The organism is Chryseobacterium sp. Marseille-Q8038 (genome assembly GCF_965111995.1).
Genome location: NZ_CBCOPN010000002.1, coordinates 87,112 through 108,703, shown reverse-complemented (window position 1 = coordinate 108,703; position 21,592 = coordinate 87,112). Strand labels below are relative to the sequence as shown.

At 37.8% G+C, this 21,592-nt stretch carries 22 protein-coding genes; 17 read left to right on the top strand and 5 right to left on the bottom strand.

Features of this window, described 5'->3' with window-relative positions; all coding sequences use genetic code 11:
• Window positions 1-12: 12 nt before the first annotated feature.
• The 11 genes from ureB (at window position 13) to ACWPWS_RS14365 (ending at window position 11,029) form a co-directional block, all read left to right on the top strand.
• The gene (ureB, locus tag ACWPWS_RS14415; protein ID WP_047378418.1) at window positions 13-381 is read left to right on the top strand and encodes an urease subunit beta; all 369 of its coding nucleotides are present in this window, start codon (window positions 13-15) and stop codon (window positions 379-381) included.
• Window position 382: 1 nt separating this feature from the next.
• Window positions 383-2,104, top strand: coding sequence for an urease subunit alpha (gene ureC, locus ACWPWS_RS14410; RefSeq protein WP_454046975.1), 1,722 nt, complete (start codon window positions 383-385; stop codon window positions 2,102-2,104).
• Window positions 2,105-2,297: 193 nt separating this feature from the next.
• On the top strand, window positions 2,298-2,945 hold the full coding sequence (locus tag ACWPWS_RS14405; protein WP_454046974.1) for a hypothetical protein: 648 nt from the start codon (window positions 2,298-2,300) through the stop codon (window positions 2,943-2,945).
• Window positions 2,935-3,444 carry an urease accessory protein UreE gene (gene ureE, locus ACWPWS_RS14400; protein ID WP_454046973.1) on the top strand — a complete coding sequence of 170 codons (510 nt, stop codon included), beginning with the start codon at window positions 2,935-2,937 and terminating at the stop codon, window positions 3,442-3,444. The genes ACWPWS_RS14405 and ureE overlap by 11 nt, the downstream gene beginning before the upstream one ends.
• 1 nt (window position 3,445) lies before the next feature.
• Entirely contained in the window at window positions 3,446-4,135 is a 690-nt protein-coding gene (locus ACWPWS_RS14395; RefSeq protein WP_454046972.1) for an urease accessory protein UreF, read from the top strand.
• 115 nt (window positions 4,136-4,250) lie between these two features.
• Window positions 4,251-4,889 (top strand): urease accessory protein UreG, encoded by a 639-nt coding sequence (gene ureG / locus ACWPWS_RS14390; protein ID WP_105680942.1) that lies wholly within the window; start codon window positions 4,251-4,253, stop codon window positions 4,887-4,889.
• On the top strand, window positions 4,890-5,678 hold the full coding sequence (locus tag ACWPWS_RS14385) for an urease accessory protein UreD (protein ID WP_454046971.1): 789 nt from the start codon (window positions 4,890-4,892) through the stop codon (window positions 5,676-5,678). It begins immediately after the preceding gene.
• A 65-nt stretch (window positions 5,679-5,743) separates the two neighbouring features.
• A complete protein-coding gene (locus ACWPWS_RS14380) occupies window positions 5,744-6,445 on the top strand; it encodes a hypothetical protein (RefSeq protein ID WP_105680940.1) in 702 nt (233 codons plus the stop codon).
• Window positions 6,446-6,602: 157 nt separating this feature from the next.
• Complete coding sequence (locus ACWPWS_RS14375) at window positions 6,603-7,490, top strand: urea transporter (RefSeq protein WP_454046970.1); 888 nt, start codon at window positions 6,603-6,605, stop codon at window positions 7,488-7,490.
• A gap of 203 nt (window positions 7,491-7,693) precedes the next feature.
• A complete protein-coding gene (locus ACWPWS_RS14370) occupies window positions 7,694-9,940 on the top strand; it encodes a TonB-dependent receptor (RefSeq protein ID WP_454046969.1) in 2,247 nt (748 codons plus the stop codon).
• Between the two features lie 198 nt (window positions 9,941-10,138).
• Complete coding sequence (locus tag ACWPWS_RS14365) at window positions 10,139-11,029, top strand: AraC family transcriptional regulator (protein ID WP_209788615.1); 891 nt, start codon at window positions 10,139-10,141, stop codon at window positions 11,027-11,029.
• A gap of 128 nt (window positions 11,030-11,157) precedes the next feature.
• On the opposite strand, the gene ACWPWS_RS14360 is transcribed toward ACWPWS_RS14365, so the two are convergent.
• Both ACWPWS_RS14360 and ACWPWS_RS14355 read right to left on the bottom strand, forming a co-directional pair.
• The gene (locus tag ACWPWS_RS14360; RefSeq protein WP_309512524.1) at window positions 11,158-12,264 is read right to left on the bottom strand and encodes a DNA topoisomerase IB; all 1,107 of its coding nucleotides are present in this window, start codon (window positions 12,262-12,264) and stop codon (window positions 11,158-11,160) included.
• Between the two features lie 199 nt (window positions 12,265-12,463).
• A complete protein-coding gene (locus ACWPWS_RS14355) occupies window positions 12,464-12,901 on the bottom strand; it encodes a DUF6526 family protein (RefSeq protein WP_454046968.1) in 438 nt (145 codons plus the stop codon).
• 216 nt (window positions 12,902-13,117) lie between these two features.
• Here ACWPWS_RS14355 and ACWPWS_RS14350 point away from each other — a divergent pair, with 216 nt between their 5' ends.
• The 6 genes from ACWPWS_RS14350 (at window position 13,118) to ACWPWS_RS14325 (ending at window position 18,926) form a co-directional block, all read left to right on the top strand.
• Complete coding sequence (locus tag ACWPWS_RS14350) at window positions 13,118-14,887, top strand: aminopeptidase P family N-terminal domain-containing protein (RefSeq protein ID WP_454046967.1); 1,770 nt, start codon at window positions 13,118-13,120, stop codon at window positions 14,885-14,887.
• Between the two features lie 569 nt (window positions 14,888-15,456).
• On the top strand, window positions 15,457-15,711 hold the full coding sequence (locus tag ACWPWS_RS14345; RefSeq protein WP_454046966.1) for a hypothetical protein: 255 nt from the start codon (window positions 15,457-15,459) through the stop codon (window positions 15,709-15,711).
• A gap of 6 nt (window positions 15,712-15,717) precedes the next feature.
• Window positions 15,718-16,503, top strand: a complete 786-nt coding sequence (locus tag ACWPWS_RS14340) for a GLPGLI family protein (protein WP_454046965.1) — start codon at window positions 15,718-15,720, stop codon at window positions 16,501-16,503.
• A 205-nt stretch (window positions 16,504-16,708) separates the two neighbouring features.
• A complete protein-coding gene (locus ACWPWS_RS14335; protein WP_454048194.1) occupies window positions 16,709-17,275 on the top strand; it encodes a Crp/Fnr family transcriptional regulator in 567 nt (188 codons plus the stop codon).
• A gap of 53 nt (window positions 17,276-17,328) precedes the next feature.
• Window positions 17,329-18,351, top strand: coding sequence for a saccharopine dehydrogenase (locus ACWPWS_RS14330; RefSeq protein WP_454046964.1), 1,023 nt, complete (start codon window positions 17,329-17,331; stop codon window positions 18,349-18,351).
• On the top strand, window positions 18,348-18,926 hold the full coding sequence (locus tag ACWPWS_RS14325) for an NAD(P)H-dependent oxidoreductase (protein ID WP_454046963.1): 579 nt from the start codon (window positions 18,348-18,350) through the stop codon (window positions 18,924-18,926). Before ACWPWS_RS14330 ends, ACWPWS_RS14325 begins: the two co-directional genes overlap by 4 nt.
• A gap of 102 nt (window positions 18,927-19,028) precedes the next feature.
• Here the strand turns inward: ACWPWS_RS14325 and ACWPWS_RS14320 are convergent, their stop codons facing one another.
• From ACWPWS_RS14320 to ACWPWS_RS14310, 3 genes are all read right to left on the bottom strand, one after another.
• Window positions 19,029-19,751 carry a siderophore-interacting protein gene (locus tag ACWPWS_RS14320; protein WP_454046962.1) on the bottom strand — a complete coding sequence of 241 codons (723 nt, stop codon included), beginning with the start codon at window positions 19,749-19,751 and terminating at the stop codon, window positions 19,029-19,031.
• 87 nt (window positions 19,752-19,838) lie between these two features.
• Window positions 19,839-20,702 carry a helix-turn-helix domain-containing protein gene (locus tag ACWPWS_RS14315; protein ID WP_454046961.1) on the bottom strand — a complete coding sequence of 288 codons (864 nt, stop codon included), beginning with the start codon at window positions 20,700-20,702 and terminating at the stop codon, window positions 19,839-19,841.
• A 175-nt stretch (window positions 20,703-20,877) separates the two neighbouring features.
• Window positions 20,878-21,513 (bottom strand): LysE family translocator, encoded by a 636-nt coding sequence (locus ACWPWS_RS14310; protein WP_454046960.1) that lies wholly within the window; start codon window positions 21,511-21,513, stop codon window positions 20,878-20,880.
• Window positions 21,514-21,592: the final 79 nt, after the last annotated feature.

Sequence of the window (21,592 nt, the reverse complement as noted above, 5' to 3'; positions counted from 1 at the left end):
TACCTACTGATTATGATACCAGGAGAAATTTTTGTAAAAGAAGGTACAATTATCTGTAATGAAGGCAGAGAAACTGTAAAAATAAAAGTAACAAATACAGGAGACCGCCCTATTCAGGTAGGTTCACACTTCCATTTTTTCGAAGTTAATAAAGCCATGAGTTTTGACCGTGAAAAAGCTTTCGGAAAGAGACTGAATATTGTAGCAAGTACTGCCGTTCGATTTGAGCCGGGAGAAGAAAAAGAAGTGGAATTGGTAGAAATAGGAGGAACTAAAAAAGCAATGGGTTTCAACAACCTTGTCGATGGACAGGTAGATTCTGAAGAACAGAAAAAAGCAAGCCTTGCAAAAGTTGAAGAGTTAAACTTTAAAAATCACTAAGATGAGCTTACACGTAGACAGAAAACAATACGCCAATATATTAGGTCCTACAGCCGGAGACAAAATCAGACTGGGAGATACTGAAATTATTATTGAAATTGAAAAAGATTTCACGCACTACGGAGACGAAGCCGTTTTCGGAGGAGGAAAAACAGTCCGTGACGGAATGGGACAGAATGTTACTGCTAAAAGAGACGAAGGTGTTTTGGATCTTTGTATCACAGGAGCCGTAATTATTGACCACTGGGGAATCGTAAAAGGGGATATAGGAATCAAAGACGGAAAAATTGTAGGAATCGGAAAAGCCGGTAACCCTGATACAATGGACGGAGTGACTCCCAATATGATTATCGGAGCTTCCACGGAAGTTCATGGTGGAAAAGGGTATATCGTAACAGCAGGAGGAATTGACACCCACATTCACTACATCTGCCCTCAGCAGATTGAAACATCCTTATACAGCGGAATCACAACAATGATTGGCGGAGGTACAGGTCCAAATGATGGAACGAATGCTACAACCGTTACTCCGGGAAGATTCAATATGCAGAAAATGCTTGAAGCCGCTGAAGAATATCCTATGAACCTTGGATTTTTCGGAAAAGGGAACTGCTCGGCAGAAGAACCTATTGAAGAGCAGGTAGAAGCAGGTGCTTTGGGAGTAAAAATCCACGAAGACTGGGGAGCAACCCCTGCAACCATTGATGCAGCATTGAAAGTAGCGGATAAATATGACGTTCAGGTTGCCATCCACACCGACACTCTGAATGAAGGAGGATTTCTTGAAGATACCATGAGAGCAATCAACGGAAGAGTGATTCACACTTTCCACACAGAAGGAGCAGGTGGAGGTCACGCTCCGGATATTATTAAAGCAGCCATGTATCCAAACGTATTGCCGGCTTCTACAAACCCTACACGTCCTTATACGGTTAATACCATTGATGAGCATTTGGATATGCTGATGGTATGCCACCACTTGAGTAAAAATATTCCTGAAGATGTGGCGTTTGCAGACTCTCGTATCCGTCCTGAAACCATTGCAGCAGAAGATATTCTTCATGATATGGGTGTTTTCAGTATTATGAGTTCGGATTCCCAGGCAATGGGAAGACCCGGAGAAGTGATCACAAGAACCTGGCAGACGGCAAGTAAAATGAAGGAGCAGAGAGGTGATTTGGCTGAAGATCAGGACAGTGGAAACGATAACTACCGTGCAAAAAGATATGTAGCTAAATATACCATCAACCCAGCTATTGCACACGGTATTTCAGAATATGTAGGATCAATTGAAGAAGGGAAATTAGCAGATTTGGTCATCTGGAAACCTGCATTATTTGGAGCAAAGCCGGAAATGATTGTAAAAGGCGGATTTGTAATTGCTGCTAAAATGGGAGATCCGAATGCATCCATTCCTACGCCTCAGCCTATTATTTACAGAAATATGTTTGGAGCTCATGGAAAAGCTAAGTTTGGAACTTGTGCCAATTTTGTTTCTCAGATCTCTATCGACAACGGAACCATCGCTTCCTATAAATTAGAGAAAATGATTCTTCCGGTGAAAAATTGTAGAAATATTTCAAAAGCAGACCTTATCCATAACGATAAGACTCCTCTGATTGAAGTGAATCCTGAAAACTACAAAGTAACGGTAGATGGTGAATACATCACTTGTGAACCGGCAGAAAAACTTCCTTTAACACAGTTGTATTTCTTATTCTAGGCTCAACGTAAAGTAGAGTGTTTGAAACCAGAATTATTTGGCTTTTGTCATTCTGAACGAAATGTAATGTAGTGAAGAATCTCGTAGAATTTATCGGGGAGATTCTTCCTTCGTCAGAATGACATTTTCAGAAACTCTCTTTATCCAAGTTGATCTTTAGAATTTTAAAATAATTATAGAACTAAGGTTAAAAATGAAATATTTAAATAAAACAGTTTTTTCTCTTGCTGTAGCCGGAATGTCTGTGCTTTCAGGAAATCTGGGCGCTCAGTTTCTTGGCGGACACAGGCTTAAAAGTGATGAAGATGGACCCAAAGGGCAGTTTATGGTGTACGGTTCATTAGACTACTCTAAAATTACAACACCATCAAGCAGCAGCAGTACGGTTTCAAGCGCACCGCTTGGAGTAGGATACTTCATCAACAATAATGATCTTATTGGAGTCAACTATGCCTACTCACAGAATACGGTAGACCATAACGTTGTTTATAAGCAAAATGAGGCCGGTATCTGGTACAGTCCGTCAGTAATGCTTGGGAAATACTTTGTATTAATCGGGCAGGTGGATGCTCATTATGTTTGGGGACAGCAACTTTCAACGGCTGCTGATGCCATGCAGAATTTTAATGGATTCCGTCTTCGTGCCTATCCTTTGATCGGGATTTTGCTGGGTGGAGGATGGGCTTTGAAATTCAAATTTGCTGAGCTTTCAATGCTGCAAACCAAAACGAAAGAAGAAGGCTGGACAAAAAGTTATGTAGCAGGAATCAGCGGTTCAACATTCGGGGTAGGCATTTCCAAAAACTTAGACTTCAGAAAAAAATCTAAAAATGATAATTAATCAAATCATAGGCAATCTCTCTGAAAATTCTTCAGATAAAACCATAGACTATCTCGATTTGGAATGGTTTGAAACCACCAAAAGAATTCAACGTAAAAAAACCAGAAAAGGAACTGATATTGCGATCAAGTTTCTGAGAGAGGGACAGCGTTTGCGTGAAGGAGATATTCTTTTTGAGGATGCAGAAAAAATAATTGTAGTAAACGTTCTCGAAACAGAAGCGATTGTGATGTCGCCCGCCTCACTGTTAGAAATGGGTACCGTGTGCTATGAGATCGGAAACAAACATATTCCACTTTTCATTCAGAATGATAAAGTATTGCTTCCTTTTGAAATGCCCATGTTCAGATGGCTGGAAGCAAGTGGTTTCAGACCGGAAAAACAATCTGTAAAACTGCTGAATCTTCTTAAATCGAACGTAGAACCTCATGGACACGGAAGTCTGGGCTCAACAATCTTCACAAAAATCCTAAAAATGGCCGCCCCAAAAGATGAATAATATGAACATAAACTTCCTGTCGGGACTGCTTCATCTTGCAGATCCTACACTTCCCATCGGAGGATATACCCATTCCAACGGACTTGAAACGTATGTTCAGGAAAGAATTGTACATAATGCAGATACGGCAAAAGAGTTTGTGCAGAATATGCTTCAGTACAATCTTAAATTCAATGACGGAGCTTTTGTAAAACTGGCTTATAAAGCTGCAGAAAAAGGAGATTTAGAAACATTGATACTCCTCGATAATGAATGCAATGCAATAAAATGCCCGAGAGAAATCCGCCAGGCCAGTCAGAAGTTGGGGCTCAGACTGATCAAGATTTTCAAAAGACGGGAAAGTTTCCCTTTTATGGAGGCTTTTGAAAAAGCAGTTCAGCATAAAGAAGCCAATTCTCATTACTGTATTGTATTCGGAGTATATGCTTACTTAATGAAGATTCCTTTGTATGAAGCTCTTTTGGGATTCTATTACACCTCTGTTGCAGGAATGATTACCAATGCGGTAAAGCTCGTTCCTCTCGGACAGCTGGATGGACAAGATATTTTATTCTCACTATATCCCGTAATGGAAAAAACAGTATGGGAAACAATGGAGCTGGACAGGGATATGGTGGGACTTTGCAACACCGCCTTTGATATCAGGTGTATGCAGCATGAAAGACTGTATTCAAGACTTTATATGTCCTAAAAGATAAAAGAGCAAATTGATGAATCGCCCTCTGCTGAGTGAAACACCTTTGCGATCGTAAAATATTCTCAATCAAAAAAAACTTAGCGCCCTTAGCGTTAAAAAAAATAAAAAAATGGAAAATAGAAAATACATAAAAGTAGGAGTAGCAGGACCTGTAGGTTCAGGAAAAACTGCACTATTAGAACGTTTAAGCAGAAAATTATTTGGTAAGTATGACCTTGGAGTAATTACCAATGATATTTATACCAAAGAAGACGCTGAATTTATGGCGAAAAACAGTCTTCTTCCCCACGACAGAATTATTGGAGTAGAAACAGGTGGCTGCCCTCATACTGCTATCCGTGAAGATGCAAGTATGAACCTTGAAGCAGTAGATGAACTAGCAGCACGTTTCCCGGAAATTGAACTCGTTTTAATTGAAAGTGGAGGGGATAATCTTTCCGCAACATTCAGCCCGGATCTTGCTGACGTTACCATCTTTATTATCGATGTAGCGGAAGGAGAGAAAATTCCCAGAAAAGGAGGACCTGGTATCACAAGATCAGACCTTTTGATCATCAACAAAATAGATCTTGCCCCTTACGTAGGAGCCAGCCTTGAAGTGATGGAAAATGATGCCAGAAGAATGCGAAAAGGAAATCCTTTTGTATTCACCAATCTTAAAACAGATGAAGGATTAGATAAAGTAATCGGTTGGATCAAAAAATATGCTCTTTTAGAAGAAGTTGAAGAACCGAACTTAGTAAGATAAATGGATAGTCGTTTAAAAATTATTGCAGGATTCAAGGGAGGAGAATCCTATGTGAAAGACCTTTATGTCTCACTTCCTTTCAGAGTAGTTTCTGTAGGACAGCGAAAAAGTGACAGAAAGCTCTATCAGATGGTGATGAGCTCCTCTCCGGGAATTCTGGATGGTGATCATTACCATTTAGACGTTGCCATTGAAAAAGGAGCTGCCCTTCAGTTACAGTCACAATCCTATCAAAGGCTTTTCAATATGAAGGATGAAGCGCGTCAGGAACTGAATGTTTCAATGGAAGATGAAACTTCTTTTGCCTATGTTCCGCATCCTATTGTTCCGCATGAGGATTCCAACTTTAAAAGTAAAGCGAATATTCATATTGGGAAAAATAGTCAGATCATCATCAGCGAGATTATTACCTGTGGAAGAAAACATTATGGAGAAGTTTTTAAACTGAAGCGTTTTCAGAATGTGATGGAAATCTACCACAACAATAAACTTGTTGTAAAAGATAATGTCCTGATCCAGCCTGATACGATCCCAATCAGCAGCATCGGAAATCTCGAACAATATACCCACCAGGGAACCCTGATTTTTTACAGTACAAAAGAAAATGTAGATAAAACCGGATTGATTGAGGAGATTGTTGAAGCCGCAACACAGCAACATGAAGAAATGGAAGTGGGTGTTTCCGCTATGGAAGATAACGGTTTTGTAGTAAGAGCTTTGGGACATGGCGGAGAACTGATGTACAACTTCTTCCTTCATATTCAGGAAATCCTTTGGACACTCGAGTAAAAAAGGAGAGCCTTGTCAAGGTTCAAAACCTTGACAAGGCTCTCAGGTAAAAAAATAAATAAAAAATGGATAGTACAGTTTGGGCACTTCTTTTAAGTGCTGTTTCAATAAGCTTTATACATACAGCCTCCGGGCCCGATCATTACCTGCCTTTCATAGTGATCTCAAAATCCAAAAAATGGAGTGGAATGAAAACCGCAATATTAACGGTTGTCTGTGGATTCGGACATGTGCTGAGCTCTCTGATCTTGGGTTTTATCGGAGTTTTTCTCGGATGGCAGCTCAATAAAATTTCATGGTTCCAGGATATCAGAGGGAACTTTTCAGGATGGGCATTGCTGATCTTTGGAGGGGTTTATCTGGTATATGGTCTCATTCAGGCAATCAGAAACAAACCTCACAAACATTTCGATGTGATGGGAGATGATGTATATGTATACGAACATAATCACAGCGAAGTGGTAATGCCCCAAAAAAGAATAAAAGTAACTCCGCTTGTGCTTTTTATGATTTTCGTGATGGGACCCAGTGAGCCTCTTATTCCTTTATTATTTTATTCAGGAGTGAAACATTCCATGTCTGAAATTGCTGTTCTGGTTATTTCTTTTACGGCAACTACGGTTCTGACAATGCTTGGAATGGTTCTTTTGGGACGTTATGGCTACTCAACATTATTCAACACTGAAAAACTGGAAAGGTATATGGGAGTGGTAAGTGGAGCAGTAGTAACCGTTTGCGGTGTCGGAATGGTCTTTCTTGGATGGTGATGAGGTTCGGGATTCGAGTGAAAGGGTTTGAGGGTAAGAGTGAATGAGAGCTTTAGGGTAAAGTCCCACTTTCAGCTCCAACTTCCAGCCTCCCTCTATTAATTTCAAATCATCAATACATTTTACATTGTACAAAATACATTATACAAAAAAAACTATGGACGAATTTTTCAAAAAACTCCCTTTTATCGATCATGTTTTAAAAGGAATCGGGCAGATTATGCTCCAGGAAAACAGATGGACCGGGCTTTTGTTTCTTATAGGAATTTTTATGGGAAGCTGGCAGTGCGGAGTGGCAGTACTGCTTTCCACAGCAGCCGGAACTTTTACGGCGATGAAACTGAGCTATGCCAAATCTGAGATCAACGCAGGGCTTTACGGCTTCAGTGCAGCCCTTGTAGGAGTAGCATTGGCATTTTTGTTTCAGGCAACATTCTTAATATGGGTTCTTATCGTATTGGGAGGTGCATTGGCCGCTGTTATTCAGCATTTCTTTATCCAAAAGAAAATTCCGGTGTTTACTTTTCCATTTATCATTATCACATGGGTATTGGTATTCACGCTGCATCATTTTACTCATATTCCACCTTCTGCGATGTTGAGCAGTGAAGTCATTCCTACAGAATATGATGATTTTCTTGCCTGTACCAATGGTTTTGGAGAAGTAATATTTCAGGGAGGCATACTTTCAGGAATGATTTTCTTCCTTGCTGTTTTCATAAGCTCTCCGATAGCGGCTTTGTATGGATTGGCAGCTTCTATATTGGGAGCAGGATTATCACAGTTGAATGGAGAACCTATCAAAGAAATTCACATGGGATTATTTGGATTTAATGCCGTGCTTTCCGCAATTGTTTTCTCCGGAGTAAAGAAAACAGATGGTCTGTGGGTATTGATTGCCGTTCTTTTAACCATTGCTATTGATGATCTTTTAATTGATAATCACTGTCTGGATAGAGTGGGTGGTGTATTTACGTTCCCATTTGTAGCCGGAACCTGGATTACGCTTTTAATTCAGAAAGTATTTCTTAAAGCAAAAAAATAAAGAGTCAGAGAGTCTTAGAGTTGGAGGGTTTGAGAGTGAGAGAGTTCAACGTTCAAGGTTCAAGGTTCAAAGTTTAAGGTTTAAGGTTTAAGGTTTTTTTTCACGATGATTGACCATTCACTTACGAAGCAAAACTCACTATTGATATTCCTCTAACCTCTGGTTTCTAACTTCTAAAATTTAAATATAATTAAACTAAAAAAATGAAAATAACAAAAATAGCCGCAGTATTTCTGGTCATGGCATTCAGTGGAAAAATAATGGCGCAGGAAGCAGAAAAACAGTTGCTAATAAAAGATGCAGATGACAAATTTCCTATTGCAGATGCTTTGGTAAAATATGACCACGGAAACAGCCATACTCACACAGGAACAGACGGAACATTTGCCATCCCTGTAAAATCCCTTCCAGATACCCTTGTGATCAGCCGTCAGGGATATGATGAGGTAAAATGGGTAGTTGCCAGTGATGATGATAAAAATAAAGTTATTTTTTTACAGCATAAACCTTTTCAGATTTCTGAAGTAGCCATTAATCACAGTTCGTTTTTATCCGCTATTACAAAGGTTGATCTGAACAAATTTCCGGTAAATTCCGCGCAGGATTTGTTGAGAAAAGTTCCGGGATTGTTTATTGCGCAGCATGCCGGAGGTGGAAAGGCTGAACAGCTTTTCCTAAGAGGATTTGATGCCGATCATGGTACCGATGTAAGCGTAAATGTAGACGGAATGCCGGTGAATATCGTTTCTCATGCCCATGGTCAGGGATATTCAGACTTACACTTTGTAATTCCTGAAACCGTTAATAATATTGATTTCGGAAAAGGAGCCTATTACATGGATCGTGGAGACTTTAATACAGCCGGATATGTGGATTTTCAGACGTACAATGGTTTGAAAAACAGTATGATTAAACTGGAAGGAGGTTCATTCAATTCAAAAAGAGTATTGGGAATGTTCAATATTCTGCATGATGATCTGGGGAGAAAAAATGCCTATATCGCAGCAGAGTACAATTATACAGACGGTCCTTTTGATGTAAAACAGAATTTTAACAGAGTCAATATCTTCGGAAAATACAACCAGTGGCTTACGGATAAAGACTATTTCAATATCCAGTTCTCAACATTTAATTCCTCCTGGAATGCTTCCGGACAAATTCCCGAACGCGCCGTAGATGAGGGAATCATCGGACGATGGGGAAGTATTGACCCTACAGAAGGCGGAAAAACTTCCAGAACAAACCTTCAGATGAATTTTAAACACATTATTTCTCCTTCCGAACAGATTGATGCCATGGCTTTCTATTCAAAATATAATTTCAATCTGTATTCTGATTTTACCTTTAATTTAAAAGATAAAGAGCATGGTGACGAAATTCAGCAAACGGACGGAAGAAATATTTACGGAGCTGAAGTAAAATACATCAAGACTTTTTCATTTGCCAACAGTTCTTTAAACTGGACTTCAGGAATTGGATTAAGAAATGATGATATTAATACCCTGCAGCTTAACCATGTGTATCACAGAGATCTTCTGCTGGACAGATTATCTGATGTAACAGGAACAGAAACCAATCTTCATGCTTATTCCGGACTGGTTTGGAAAACAGGGAAATGGACGATTAATCCGGCTTTGAGAGTAGATCATTTTATTTTTAATATGCACAACCTGCTGGATGCGGAACAATTGCCTTCCGGACAGTCAAAAGAAGCAACAAGACTGAGCCCTAAACTTAATTTCTCCTATGCCCAGAATGATAACGTAATGTGGTTCCTGAAAACAGGAATGGGCTTTCACTCCAATGACCTGAGAGTGGTAGTTCCCAATAAAAACGAAAATACACTTCCGTACTCTATTGGCGCAGACTTCGGAGTCAGATTACATCCGTTCAAATCATTAATTATTACTCCAGCATTATGGTATATGGATCTGCAGCAGGAATTTGTGTACGTAGGAGATGATGCCGTAGTAGAACCTTCCGGAAAATCAAGACGTTTCGGGGCCGATCTGGGAGTTCGTTTTCAGCCATTGGAAAACTTCTATCTGAATGCGGATGTCAACTATTCCCACGCAAGATTTACTGAAGAAGAAAAAGGACAGGATTATGTACCGCTGGCTCCGGTAGTAACCAGTACAGGATCTGTAAACTGGGATTTCCTGCACGGATTTTCTTTAGGACTGCAGTACCGGTATTTGGGAGCAAGACCTGCTGTGGAAGATAACAGCATCAGAACCAAAGCTTATTTTGTAAATGACCTGATGCTTTCTTATAACCGTCAGAAATGGGGCGCTAATGTGCAGCTGAACAACCTTTTCAATGTAAAATGGAACGAAGCTCAGTTTGCCACAGAAACCCAGCTGAAAGGAGAAGCAGAACCTATTACAGACCTTACGTATACTCCGGGAAGTCCTTTTGGAGTGAGAGTCGGGGTGTACTATAAATTCTGATGTATAATGTATAATGTATAATGTATAATGTGGCGCGGGCAATTGTTTCTTGAATATTTTAAAATAAAAAAAGCTATTGTTCAAATAATGTTACTCTTATACATTGTACATTTTACACCCGACATGGTACAAGATACAAAATACAAAAACATCCAAATATTCAATTTTCAGTATTAAATTTGTAATAATCAATTCACTATGGAAGTACTATCCAATTTTCAATATAAAAAGCTTTTTCTCCCGAATATTACGGATAAGATATTAGCCAATAATGCTGATATACAGCTGTATCGGATAGAAAATTATCTTAAAGGAATTCTCATGCCGGTCATTCCGTACCGTACAACGTTCAATTTTATTATTTTCGTGACCAATGGACATATCAGACAGTATCTTGAAAATAAAGAATATCATGCTGAAAAAGGAGGTGTGATCTTTATTAAACAGGGAACCATTACGGCTACTGTTGAGTTATCAGACGATATTGAAGGTTTCTTCCTTGCCTATGAAAATAATATTCTGTCTGAACAGGAACTGCCTAAGCACAAGAGCAGTATTTTTTTCATGACTCCTTTTTTGAATCTTGACAGCCTGACCTATGGAACGATTACCCAGCTTCTCCCGATCATGGAGCAGGAACTATGGCTGAATAACCTTAATGTCAATGATGTTGTGGTTACCATGCTTCATCTTATTTTAATCAAGATGCTGAGCACAGATTCTGATACCCATCATAAATCTGCCACACGGCCAATGGAGCTGTCCCTTCAGTTCCGGGATCTTTTGTTCAAATATCATGTAGGAGAAAAGAGAGTGGCTTTTTATGCTGATAAACTATCGGTAACGGAAAGTTATCTGAATAAATGTGTGAAAGGAGTTACTCAGAAGTCCCCAAAACAATGGATCAACGAGATTGATATCAATTACAGTAAAGCATTACTGCACTCCAGTAAAGACATTGCGGAGATAGCTTACGAATTGAATTTTCATACTGCCTCCCATTTTACACAGCTTTTCAAAAAAATTGCAGGCATTACGCCAAAGGAATATAGAGTTCAGTTTTTGAACAACAACAGGATTTCAATATAATTAGGCTGGAAGCTGGAAGCCAGATGCTGGAAGTATTGCAGTAACCTAATCAAAATAAGTTGAAAGTTCAGAATTTGATTTCAGGAATTTCAGAACTTCCATCTCCCTGCTTCCTTTCTTCCATCTTCTCACATTCTCTCGTTTTCAAGAATTTTCAGAACCAGCTTTTCCTCTTTTGTCAGATCGGCTTTTCCGTCATTTTCTTCAATAACTTCCAGCTCATCAAGATATTTTTTGATGGTATTGTTCTCGTAAAGATTGATGACCAATGGATGAACATAATATTTTCTACAGACAGCAGAGGTATTTCCCAGATTTTCTGCAACGATATCCAGGGCTTCTTTTACTTTCTTTTTATACTGAGAATCATTTTCTGCATACCCGATTTCTTTAAAAGCAATCAGAGCACTCACTGTTCCGGACCATGTTCTGAAATCTTTTGCCGTAAAATCCTCACCGCTTATTTCTTTAATATAATCGTTTACCATTCCGGAATCTATTGAATGCCGGTTTCCCTCATCATCAAAATACTGGAAAAGTTCTTTTCCGGGAATATCCTTGCATTTCTGAACCAGCCTCGCCAGCCTTTTACTTTTAAGGTCGATTTGATGCATAATGCCTTTCTTTCCTTTAAAAGAAAAAGAGATTTTCTGTCCGTTTACCTTTACATGTTTATCCTTTAAAGTGGTCAGGCCAAAAGAACCATACAGTTTTTCATAGACATTATTTCCAATACGGATATTGGTTCTTTGCATAAGGCTTACAATTAAGGCCAGGATTTTTCGTTTTTCAAAATTTCTCAGCGCCAGATCCTGTTCTATATGCAGCCGGATGTCCGGTAGCGCATACCCGAACTGAAGCATTCTGTAAAATTTGGTATGATTTCTTAAAGCGCTCCAAAGAGGATGGTAGCGGTATTGTTTTCTTTTTTTGACATCAAAGCCTGTTGCCTGAAGGTGGCCATTATCAAGAGCACAGATCCATACATTTTCCCAGGCAGGCGGAATAACAAGACTTTTGATTCTGGTAATTTCTTCCTTATCTTTTATCTTTTTGCCGTCTTTATAATAGGAATATGTGTTTCCGGTTTTCTTACGGGTAATTCCGTCGGTTTCTGCATCGGTGGTATATACGAGATGTACCGCCTTTGCAGAAGCTTCCGGATCCTTCATTATTTTAACAATTTTTGAAGGCTTTAGGTGAGAAATGATCTCCAAATCTGTATTCTTCTCCATAAAACATGGTTAAGAGTTTTTACCCTTCGAAAAAATCAGTAAAAGAATCCCTACTATCACACAGACTAAGATTATTCCCCACCACATTCCTGCCTTAAAAATCGTTTCTACTGCTTCACAACTTGTTAGTGTCAACAAACTTAATATCGTAATACTATAAAAGCTCCATTTTTTCATAAGTATATATTTTGTGGGTGTGTTAGATTCTGAGTCGGTCAGCCCTCCATTTTTTTATAGACCTTTTAATTTCGTCTCCTGAGATGTTTTCATGAAGTGCTTTGTATAAAAGCTCTTTGAATTCATCATCATAGGTAAATCTCAAGGCAGCAATCTGGTCAAATCTCAGTTTTTCAGCAGTTTCATCAGATCTTTTATTGAAAATCTCGAAATAACGCTGCTTAAACTCCAGAATTACCATCCGGTTTTGAAGTCCCAGTGCATAATGCTGCCGTGTCATAAATGCCAGATAAAAAAGCAAAAAAATCACAACAGAAAAGAGTATCCAGACCAGCTGATTTCCAGGATCATCCCAGATTTTGTAAATTCCTAAAATCTCCAGTATAATAAGCAATGGAAGATAAATAAAATGATGTGGCGGATAAAATTTCCTGTGGTTATTGTAGTTTTGCTGTTTCATGAAGTAGAATGAAGCAATAATCCTTCCAAAAATTTATTATTTTGATAATGTGGTAGTTTTTTTTACTTGAAAATGGTTTTTTTTATTGAATATGTTTAAGGGTTTGATTTTTTTTAGAGCCCATTAAAAATAACAGATTATTAAGCAAAATAGGCAGTAGATTTACCCTTCAGACATCAAATTTTTTGTAACTTTCGGTGGTTAAAAATAAAAATAATGACTTCAAAGGAAAAAGTTGCTGCACTTCGTGAAGAAATGCAGAAAAATAATGTTGATGCATTTATAGTATATTCTGCAGACCCGCATATGAGTGAATACCTTCCTGAAGAATGGCAGGAGAGAGCTTGGCTGTCAGGTTTCTTAGGTTCCGCTGGTTTTGTGGTGGTTACCAAGGATAAAGCCGGGCTTTGGACAGACGGAAGATACTTTACTCAAGCCGCTATCGAGCTGGATGGTTCAGGAATCGACCTTTTCAAAGATGGTATGGAAGGAACTCCCCACTATATCGACTGGATCATTTCAGAAATTCCTTCCGGCGGTAAAGTGGCGGTAAATGCTGTGGCAGCTTCCAATGCAAACTGGGAATTGCTTTCTCAAAAATTGAATTCAAAAAATATTACGCTGGTAGATTTTCCACTTTTAAAAGAAGTTTGGAAAGAAAGAGGAACTCCATCTGCCAATCCAATTTTTGTACATCCGGTAGAAAGAGCAGGGAAATCGGTATCCGATAAAATTTCTGCAATCCGTCAGAAAATGGAAGAACAGGAAGCTACCGTACATATTATCTCAAGCCTGGATGATGTTGCCTGGACACTGAACCTGAGAGGAAGTGATGTAGACAGCAATCCTGTATTTTTAGGATATATCGTGATTACTAAAAATGATGCGGTGCTGTTCACAGGATTAGAAAAAATGGAAGTGGCTGCAAGAAAACAAATGGATGATGCCTTTGTGAAAATGATGCCGTACGAAGAATTCTACAATTATCTGAAGACATTCAAAAATGAAAAAGTATTGGTTTCTCCAAACAGCAACCAGCAGATTTTCGAAACATTAAAAACAGACAATCAGTTTATCAAAGCTCCGGTTCCCGGAAATCTGATGAAAGCTCAGAAAAATGAAGCTGAGCTGGAAGGTTTCAGAACAGTAATGGTAAGAGATGGAGTAGCGATGGTGAAATTCCTTTACTGGTTAACTCACAATGCTGGAAAAGAAGCAATGAATGAATATTCCATCGGGGAAAAACTGAGAGGCTTCCGTGCTGAAGGAGAAAATTTTGTCGGAGAAAGCTTTGGATCTATCGTAGGATATAAAGATAACGGTGCAATCATGCATTATTCTGCCAAAAAAGAAGGAAGTAAAGATGTTACCAACCAGGAAACAATCCTCGTAGACTCAGGAGGTCAGTATCTTGAAGGAACTACAGATATTACGAGAACTTTTGCTTTAGGAACACCTTCAGAAGAGTTTAAAAGAAATTCAACATTGGTATTACAGGGATTGATCCGTTTATCCATGGTGAAATTCCCAAAAGGAACAAAAGGTGTACACCTTGATGCTATTGCAAGGCTTCCGTTATGGATGGAAGGTAAAGACTTCAACCACGGAACAGGACATGGGGTAGGAAGCTTCATGAATGTACACGAAGGACCACAAAACATCAGAAAAGACCTGAATCCTCAGGAACTTCTTCCGGGAATGGTTTGTTCAAACGAACCTGGATATTATCTGGAAGGTCATTATGGAATTCGCCATGAAAACCTGATCGCAGTAAAAGAAGCAGAAAAAACAATTCACGGAACATTCTATGAGTTTGAAACATTGACGTTCTGCCCATTCTTTAAAGACACTGTAGTGAAGGAAATTCTTTCAGAAAATGAAATTGAATGGCTGAATGGTTACCATAAAACCTGTGAAGAAAAGCTGGCTCCTCATTTAGATGGAGAAGTTAAAGAATGGTTCCTGCAATTGGTAAGCCCTCTTTAATTTAATAAAGATAAGTTTAGGATCAAAAGTATATGATAATCATTACTTTACATTTTGAATTCTAAACAATAAACAGAAGAATTGTTAGATAAACCAAAGTCCTGTAAGGTATTTCCTGCAGGGCTTTTCTTTTTATACAACCGTATTTTTACGGATATAATTCTAGGGATTCCACTGATGGATAAAAACCGGGACTGGCTTATCTTTGTTACAACAAAACATCATTCATATCTTCATAAATAACTCAAGTAAATTCAAAACGGTATATCATCTCGTCCTGAGATGATTTTTTTTTGCTGTTAATTGAAGTTTATAAGACCTAATGAAATCATTATCAAAACTAAGTTGTCAAAAAAATAGATATTTAAATAGTATTGAAACACTCATGAAAAAATCTTTTTAATAGCCTTAATGATTTTCGTAATGAAATTGAACGCTATATTCTGAATTTTTTAAAAGTGATTAGAACATAGTAAGTTAACATAAAAAAATAATTCATTTTTGTTTGAATTATTTTAATATTTTTGAAATGAGTTTTTAATTTAAAACTAATCATTACACAAAAAATTATGAAAAAATTATTATTACTAACAATGTTCAGTATTACAGGGCTAGCAGGTGCAAAAAATTTAGGAGTAAAAGAAAACATAGAAAAATTAGAGCATAAAAAAGTATTTTTTTATAATCCAATTCAAATTAAATCATCGTGTGGCTATACCGAGTTTATTGAATTAGGTGGATCTTCAATAAGTTGTATTGAGGTAGAAATAGACAGAATGGAAGAAGAATGTGATGCAGCTATAACTGTTTGGGGTTATGCTTAAATGATTATGAAAATACGTTTGTTTTTAGCTTTGTGTGTAGCTGGCTGTTTGTCTGCTCAAAATAAAATGGATAAGGAACAGAAAAACCTTTCAGAATTGGAAGTAAAGTTTCTTTATAGTACAACGAAAGACACTACTGATTTGGCTAACAGAATGGAGGAAATGATGATTTTAGATTTAAATTCTAGTTCTTCCCTTTATTATAGTGATGCCTTTTTGCAACGTCGTAAATCAATTGAAACAGAACTCATGATTGCTAAAAATTCAGGAGGAATGGCAAAAATTGACGCGGGTAAAATTGCAAAACCAAAAGTTGATTATTCAGTATATCGTGCCAATGGAAAAAACTTTGTTACAAGCCGTCTTGGAACTGATTTATTTACTTTTGAAGGAGAATCACCAAAATGGGAGGCTAATTTTAAAGATGAGAAAATAATTTTAGGATATAGATGTAAAAAAGCAACTACAACCTTTAATAAAAGACAATATATAGCCTGGTATACAAAGGAAATTCCTATATCTGAAGGGCCGTATAGATTTAAGGGTTTACCAGGGCTTGTTATGGAGGTTGAAGATATCAAAGGTTATGATACATTTAAAACGATTGGTATTGAAAAGAAGCAGGTAGAAATTGCTCAACTCCAAAATGGAATTCCAGTAAGTAGAGAGGAATATTTAAGAAAACGTGAAGAATTTAAATCTAATCCTTATCCTTCCAAAATAATGGATAAAAGCAAACGGAATCAGTTAGCAGATGCAATTAAAAAATTTAATAACTCTTTAGAAAGATAAACAGGAAGCACTTGAATTTCAAGTGCTTTTTTAATAGTTTCTTTTTCTGGTTATATTCACTTAGAAAGAATCCATGAAATTGATTTTGCCTTCTCACTTAAAATAAAATCTTAGAAAAAATGAAAACTTCGCATTTATAAAGCATGTTGCATTCATCTTTTATCTATTTTCGTGTTTTATTAGAATGCACTTAATTTGAAGAATGATGATACATGATTACTTTAGAAGCTTTAATCTGTTTTCAGAAGATGAAATTGAAGAATTCCTGAAATTTTCCGAGTTAAGACTCGTTAATAAAAATGATTATTTCATACAGGAAGGCGAACTTTGCAAAGAAGTAGGATTGGTGAAATCTGGTATTTTCCGTTCTTTTTATACTTCAGATGAAGGAAAAGACATGACCTATTGCTTCAGATTTCCCAATCATATGATTGCTGCCTATTCATCATTTGTTTCAGGTTGTCCCAGTAAAGAAAGTATGCAGGCTATTACCAATGCAGAACTGATTATTCTTAAAAAAGAAGCAGTAGATGAGTTGGTAAAGAACAGCATCAACTGGACGAAATTTTTGAAGATCATTGCAGAGCAGGAATATCTTGAACTTGAAACACGTTTTTTTCAGCTTCAGAGAGACAGCGCAGCGCAACGATATGAAACATTATTAAAGAATCATCCTGACTATATTCAGAATATTCCATTGCAGTATCTGTCTTCTTATCTGGGAATTACCCAACGCGATTTAAGCCGTATCAGAAAGGAAATTTCTTTTTAGACATTTGTCCTGCTCATTGAAATAGGAGCGCTCTATTTTTGTCAAAAAAAGTTATGGAGCAGAATATTTTAATTATCGGAGGAAATGGATTGGTAGGAAAAACGATTTCCCGCATTCTCAAATCAAGAAATCCTCATATCAATGTTTTTATTGGCGGAAGAAAAGGGGGAAAAACGGATAAGGACCTAAGGATTGATGTTACAGACCCTTCCTCTTTTAAGGTTATTGTAGAAAAAAAAATAAACCTCATCATTCTTTCTGTGAATGATAAAGAAGATCATATACTTCATTTCGCGATTACTCATCAAATAGACTATCTGGATATTACCAAACCTACTCCGGCTTTGGTAAAAGCTTATGCTATTGCCGGAAAAGCAGACGTGAACAGCAGAATTGTATTCAGTTCAGGATGGATGGGCGGGATTGTCCCGGGATTGGTGAATACCCTTTCAGATTCAGGTGATATCAATGAAGTAAAACTCTTTGTATACTATTCTGTGAAGGATCTGGCAGGCGAGAGTTCGGCTCACTTTATGGCAGAAAATGTAGCGGTTCCTTTTGTGTATTATCAAAACGACAGGCCAGTTTCTATCAGACATTTTCTAGATACGGAAGCTTTTAATTTTTCCTTTGGAATCGGTAAGAGAAGTGCTTATAATTTTGATGTGCCTGATCTGTATATTCTTAATAAGGTGGAAAGAATTTCCGATGTGAGTGTGAAAATGACATATAATTCAAAATTCATTACCTGGTTGCTGGGCGCATTTCAATTCCTGAGGATCTACAATATTTTATCTTTAAAAGAGAGAAAAATGATTTTCGGTTCCAGTGGGAATGGAGATCAGTCTGTTTTTGAAATTGTTGTTGAAGATCCGTCCGGACAAAAGAAATTGAGCCTTCAGAGTTTAAAAGGACAGGCAGAACTGACTGCTTTATCGGCTGTTTTGCACTCAGAAGAGCTGCTGAGAAATCCCCATGAAAACAAGGTCTACTTCAGTCATCAGCTGCACGACCCATTATCTTTAATGGCACAGCTTCATGCTTATGATTCAATTAATATCAATGTCACGCAATGAAGAAAATAGCAATAATCAACGGACATCCTAATAAAGATTCCTTCAATTTTGGTCTTGCGGAAGCATATCGGTTGGGAGCAGTAGAAACAGGTGCAGAAGTAAAAGAGATCGTCATAAGAGATTTAAATTTCAATCCCAATCTGCAGTTTGGATACCAGAAAAGAATGGAACTGGAGCCGGATTTAATGAAAGCCTGGGAAATTATTCAATGGGCAGATCATTTGGTTTGGGTACATCCCGTTTGGTGGGGAGGATTTCCTGCCCTGATGAAAGGATTCATAGACCGTCTTTTCTTACCGGGAATGGCTTATAAATACCGGGAGAATTCTGTCTGGTGGGATAAGCTTTTGAAAGGTAAAACGGCACATATAATGACTACATTAGACCAACCGGGTTGGTATTACCGTTTGTTTTTTGGAAGGCCCAGCGTAAATCAGCTTAAAAAATCCATACTGGAATATTGCGGCGTAAAACCTGTTAAACTAACTTATATCGGGATTATCCGGAATTCTAAAGATGAGCAGCGGGCTCAATGGTTGAGAAAAGTAAAAGAATTAGGGAAGAAACATAAATAATTTAAATTTTAAGATGTAGTAATGATAACTTTATCCGGCAATAATTTTCTATTGTCAGATAAAGTTTCATTATTAAAGTGAAAATATTGTTGTTGTTCCTTTTTACAGACCCTTTTTCCCTTCAATCCAATAAGCCTGGGATTTTATACATTTGGGAGAAACCCCTCTGGCTTTAAGGAATTTCCTGATTAAAGACATTCTTCCTCCGTTTCCGGTAAGGTAGAACACAGCATCATCATTGTAAATGGCTTCTTTTTCTTCTCTCAGAAAGTCATTCAAAGCTTCAATCATTCTCATGGTATTGTTTTTAGGACTGTGATAGCCATATAAATTGAGTTTCTCAAGAGCGGAACATTCTTCCAGTTCATGAAGACAAATGAATGAAGAACCACATTCCTCCACGGCTTCTTTGAGGGAAAGAGAACTTCCCAAAGACGTTTCATCTCCCACCGAAAAATGAATTTTTGCCTCAGGAGCAAAGAACTGTTTTCCTCTGGGCATTAAAAGTTTTACAGAATCTCCTTGAGTCAATTGGGTTACAAAATGGCTTCCGGCGGCAGAAATGTCATGAAGGTGAAATAAAATATCAAAAGTTCCTGCTTCCCTGTTGAAATTATAAGGAGAATAATTCCGGAAATCCCGGTCGTTAATTCTTATTCCTATGGCGTAGGCAGGTTCATAGGGAACTTCCTGTAAATCTGTTTCAAAACGTATACGGCAAAGGTCTTCCGTAATTTTTTCTATATGCGTAACAGTGCATTCTTTAAATTTTGAGGACCAAACATTTTCTACGGTGTCATTGATCCATTTTGGTAGGCTTGGCATAAATCATTTTTATTGCAAAGGACGTTGCAAAATCAGAAAATACCGATAGCTGTTTCGGGGAATTAATTGGACTATTCGTGGTTTGTGTTATTGGTGTTGATTTCTGAATTCTGACGGAGATTGGTCTTCCAGTTTGGAGAATAAACGGCTGAAGTAGGTGTGATCACTGTAGCCCAGTTCATAGGCTACTTCTTTTACGCTCAGATGAGTAAAGACCAGTAGTCTTTTCGCTTCAATTAAAATTTCCTGATGAATCCAGTGTTGTGCGGGTTTTCCTGTTACTTCACGAACCGCTTCGGTTAAATACCCTCTTGTAATATTTAAAATCTCTGCATATTCTGATGGACTTTTCAGGGTTTTAAAATCTCTTCGAACTAAACCTCTGAAGGCTCTTGACAGTTGCACAGATCGGCTTTCAACGGAAGCCTGAGACCTGTTTTTCTGGGAATACAGCAAAGCAAACATCCCAAGAAATGCATTTAGTAATGACTGAACCACCAGGAATCCCTCCTTAGATGAAAGCATCTCGTTGGTATAGGAAGTATGAAGGATACCGGCTGTGGTATTGAGTTTTTTAACCAGGTTTTTATCCAGAGCCAGCGGTTGAATTTCTCCCAGAGATTCATCAAAAAAAGTACGTACTGCATCAGGAACAAGCTCTGCTTTTACCGCGACAAACCACCCACAGACGTCTTTCATTAAAAGTCCCTGATGTACCTGTCCCGGCAATACACAGAAAAGAGTGGAATCTTTGGCTTCAATCGTTTTAAAATCCACCATCATTCTTACATGTCCGCTTTCCATACAGGTAAAAATATAGTGACTGTCCCGGTGTATTCCTTTGTCCAAAAGAATATCCTCAGCTTCCTGAGTACTTTTATCCATTCTTTTGACATGGAACTGATGAGGGGAAATACCGTTTAAATCATAAGTGGGAATGGTCTGTTTCATCTTTAAACCTGTTGTGATGAGGATAATACGCAATGGTAAAATTACGTATTTTCACAGTTTTATACCCCGAATATTAATCTCAAATTCGCGGTGCATAACCATGATGCTTTCTTCAAGTCAGATTTTATATGAATATACAACAGAATTCGGAACAGAAAGAAACCTGTTCCGGATTTTATTTTGCTTTAGAAAATGCCATTTTTATCGCCAGATAAGTCAGTACGCTGGCCATAAACCATTTCTGGACTTTTATCCAGACCGGATTATTGGAAAAGAATAAGGAAACTCTTGCAGCAGTTAAGACAATGATAAAATTAATGCTGAAGCTGATCAGAACCTGAATAACACCAAGCTCCAGGCTTTGAGTGAATATGGAACCATACTCAGGTTTGATGAACTGAGGGAAGAAAGACAGATAAAAGACTGCCACTTTTGGATTCAGGACATTCGTTAAAAAACCAATGGTAAAAAGCTTTTTGGGACTGTCATGAGAACTGCTTTTATCAACATCAAAAATATTCCTGCCGTTGGGTTTGATCGCCTGATAGGCAAGATATAAAAGGTACAACGTTCCCGCTGCCTTAAGAATGGTATAAGCGAATGGTACGGCCAGTAAAACAGCGGTCAGACCAAAAGAAACCATGATGATATGGAATAAAAATCCGCATACTACTCCGGCTAATGAGATAAAACCAGACTTTTTCCCCTGTGTTATAGACTTTGAAATGAGGTAAATCATATTGGGACCGGGGCTGATCACTAAGATGAGTGCCGCCAGAATGAAAAATATAAGCTCGTGAAATGGAATCATACGCTGGTGTTTATTTAAATGAGGTGTTTTCTGATGCAAAGATAAGAGGTGTTTCTCATTTAATTTTATGAAAAAAAGA

Excerpts from the sequence above, each read along its gene's own strand:
- ACWPWS_RS14325 (WP_454046963.1), top strand. The coding sequence starts at position 18,348 with ATGAAGAAAATAGCAATAATCAACGGACATCCTAATAAAGATTCCTTC.
- ACWPWS_RS14395 (WP_454046972.1), top strand. The coding sequence starts at position 3,446 with ATGAACATAAACTTCCTGTCGGGACTGCTTCATCTTGCAGATCCTACA.
- ACWPWS_RS14365 (WP_209788615.1), top strand. The coding sequence starts at position 10,139 with ATGGAAGTACTATCCAATTTTCAATATAAAAAGCTTTTTCTCCCGAAT.
- ACWPWS_RS14340 (WP_454046965.1), top strand. The coding sequence starts at position 15,718 with ATGAAAATACGTTTGTTTTTAGCTTTGTGTGTAGCTGGCTGTTTGTCT.
- ACWPWS_RS14405 (WP_454046974.1), top strand. The coding sequence starts at position 2,298 with ATGAAATATTTAAATAAAACAGTTTTTTCTCTTGCTGTAGCCGGAATG.
- ACWPWS_RS14315 (WP_454046961.1), bottom strand. The coding sequence starts at position 20,702 with ATGAAACAGACCATTCCCACTTATGATTTAAACGGTATTTCCCCTCAT.
- ACWPWS_RS14375 (WP_454046970.1), top strand. The coding sequence starts at position 6,603 with ATGGACGAATTTTTCAAAAAACTCCCTTTTATCGATCATGTTTTAAAA.
- ACWPWS_RS14350 (WP_454046967.1), top strand. The coding sequence starts at position 13,118 with ATGACTTCAAAGGAAAAAGTTGCTGCACTTCGTGAAGAAATGCAGAAA.
- ureE (WP_454046973.1), top strand. The coding sequence starts at position 2,935 with ATGATAATTAATCAAATCATAGGCAATCTCTCTGAAAATTCTTCAGAT.
- ACWPWS_RS14355 (WP_454046968.1), bottom strand. The coding sequence starts at position 12,901 with ATGAAACAGCAAAACTACAATAACCACAGGAAATTTTATCCGCCACAT.
- ACWPWS_RS14380 (WP_105680940.1), top strand. The coding sequence starts at position 5,744 with ATGGATAGTACAGTTTGGGCACTTCTTTTAAGTGCTGTTTCAATAAGC.
- ureC (WP_454046975.1), top strand. The coding sequence starts at position 383 with ATGAGCTTACACGTAGACAGAAAACAATACGCCAATATATTAGGTCCT.
- ACWPWS_RS14345 (WP_454046966.1), top strand. The coding sequence starts at position 15,457 with ATGAAAAAATTATTATTACTAACAATGTTCAGTATTACAGGGCTAGCA.
- ACWPWS_RS14310 (WP_454046960.1), bottom strand. The coding sequence starts at position 21,513 with ATGATTCCATTTCACGAGCTTATATTTTTCATTCTGGCGGCACTCATC.
- ACWPWS_RS14320 (WP_454046962.1), bottom strand. The coding sequence starts at position 19,751 with ATGCCAAGCCTACCAAAATGGATCAATGACACCGTAGAAAATGTTTGG.
- ACWPWS_RS14385 (WP_454046971.1), top strand. The coding sequence starts at position 4,890 with ATGGATAGTCGTTTAAAAATTATTGCAGGATTCAAGGGAGGAGAATCC.
- ACWPWS_RS14330 (WP_454046964.1), top strand. The coding sequence starts at position 17,329 with ATGGAGCAGAATATTTTAATTATCGGAGGAAATGGATTGGTAGGAAAA.
- ureG (WP_105680942.1), top strand. The coding sequence starts at position 4,251 with ATGGAAAATAGAAAATACATAAAAGTAGGAGTAGCAGGACCTGTAGGT.
- ureB (WP_047378418.1), top strand. The coding sequence starts at position 13 with ATGATACCAGGAGAAATTTTTGTAAAAGAAGGTACAATTATCTGTAAT.
- ACWPWS_RS14360 (WP_309512524.1), bottom strand. The coding sequence starts at position 12,264 with ATGGAGAAGAATACAGATTTGGAGATCATTTCTCACCTAAAGCCTTCA.
- ACWPWS_RS14335 (WP_454048194.1), top strand. The coding sequence starts at position 16,709 with ATGATACATGATTACTTTAGAAGCTTTAATCTGTTTTCAGAAGATGAA.
- ACWPWS_RS14370 (WP_454046969.1), top strand. The coding sequence starts at position 7,694 with ATGAAAATAACAAAAATAGCCGCAGTATTTCTGGTCATGGCATTCAGT.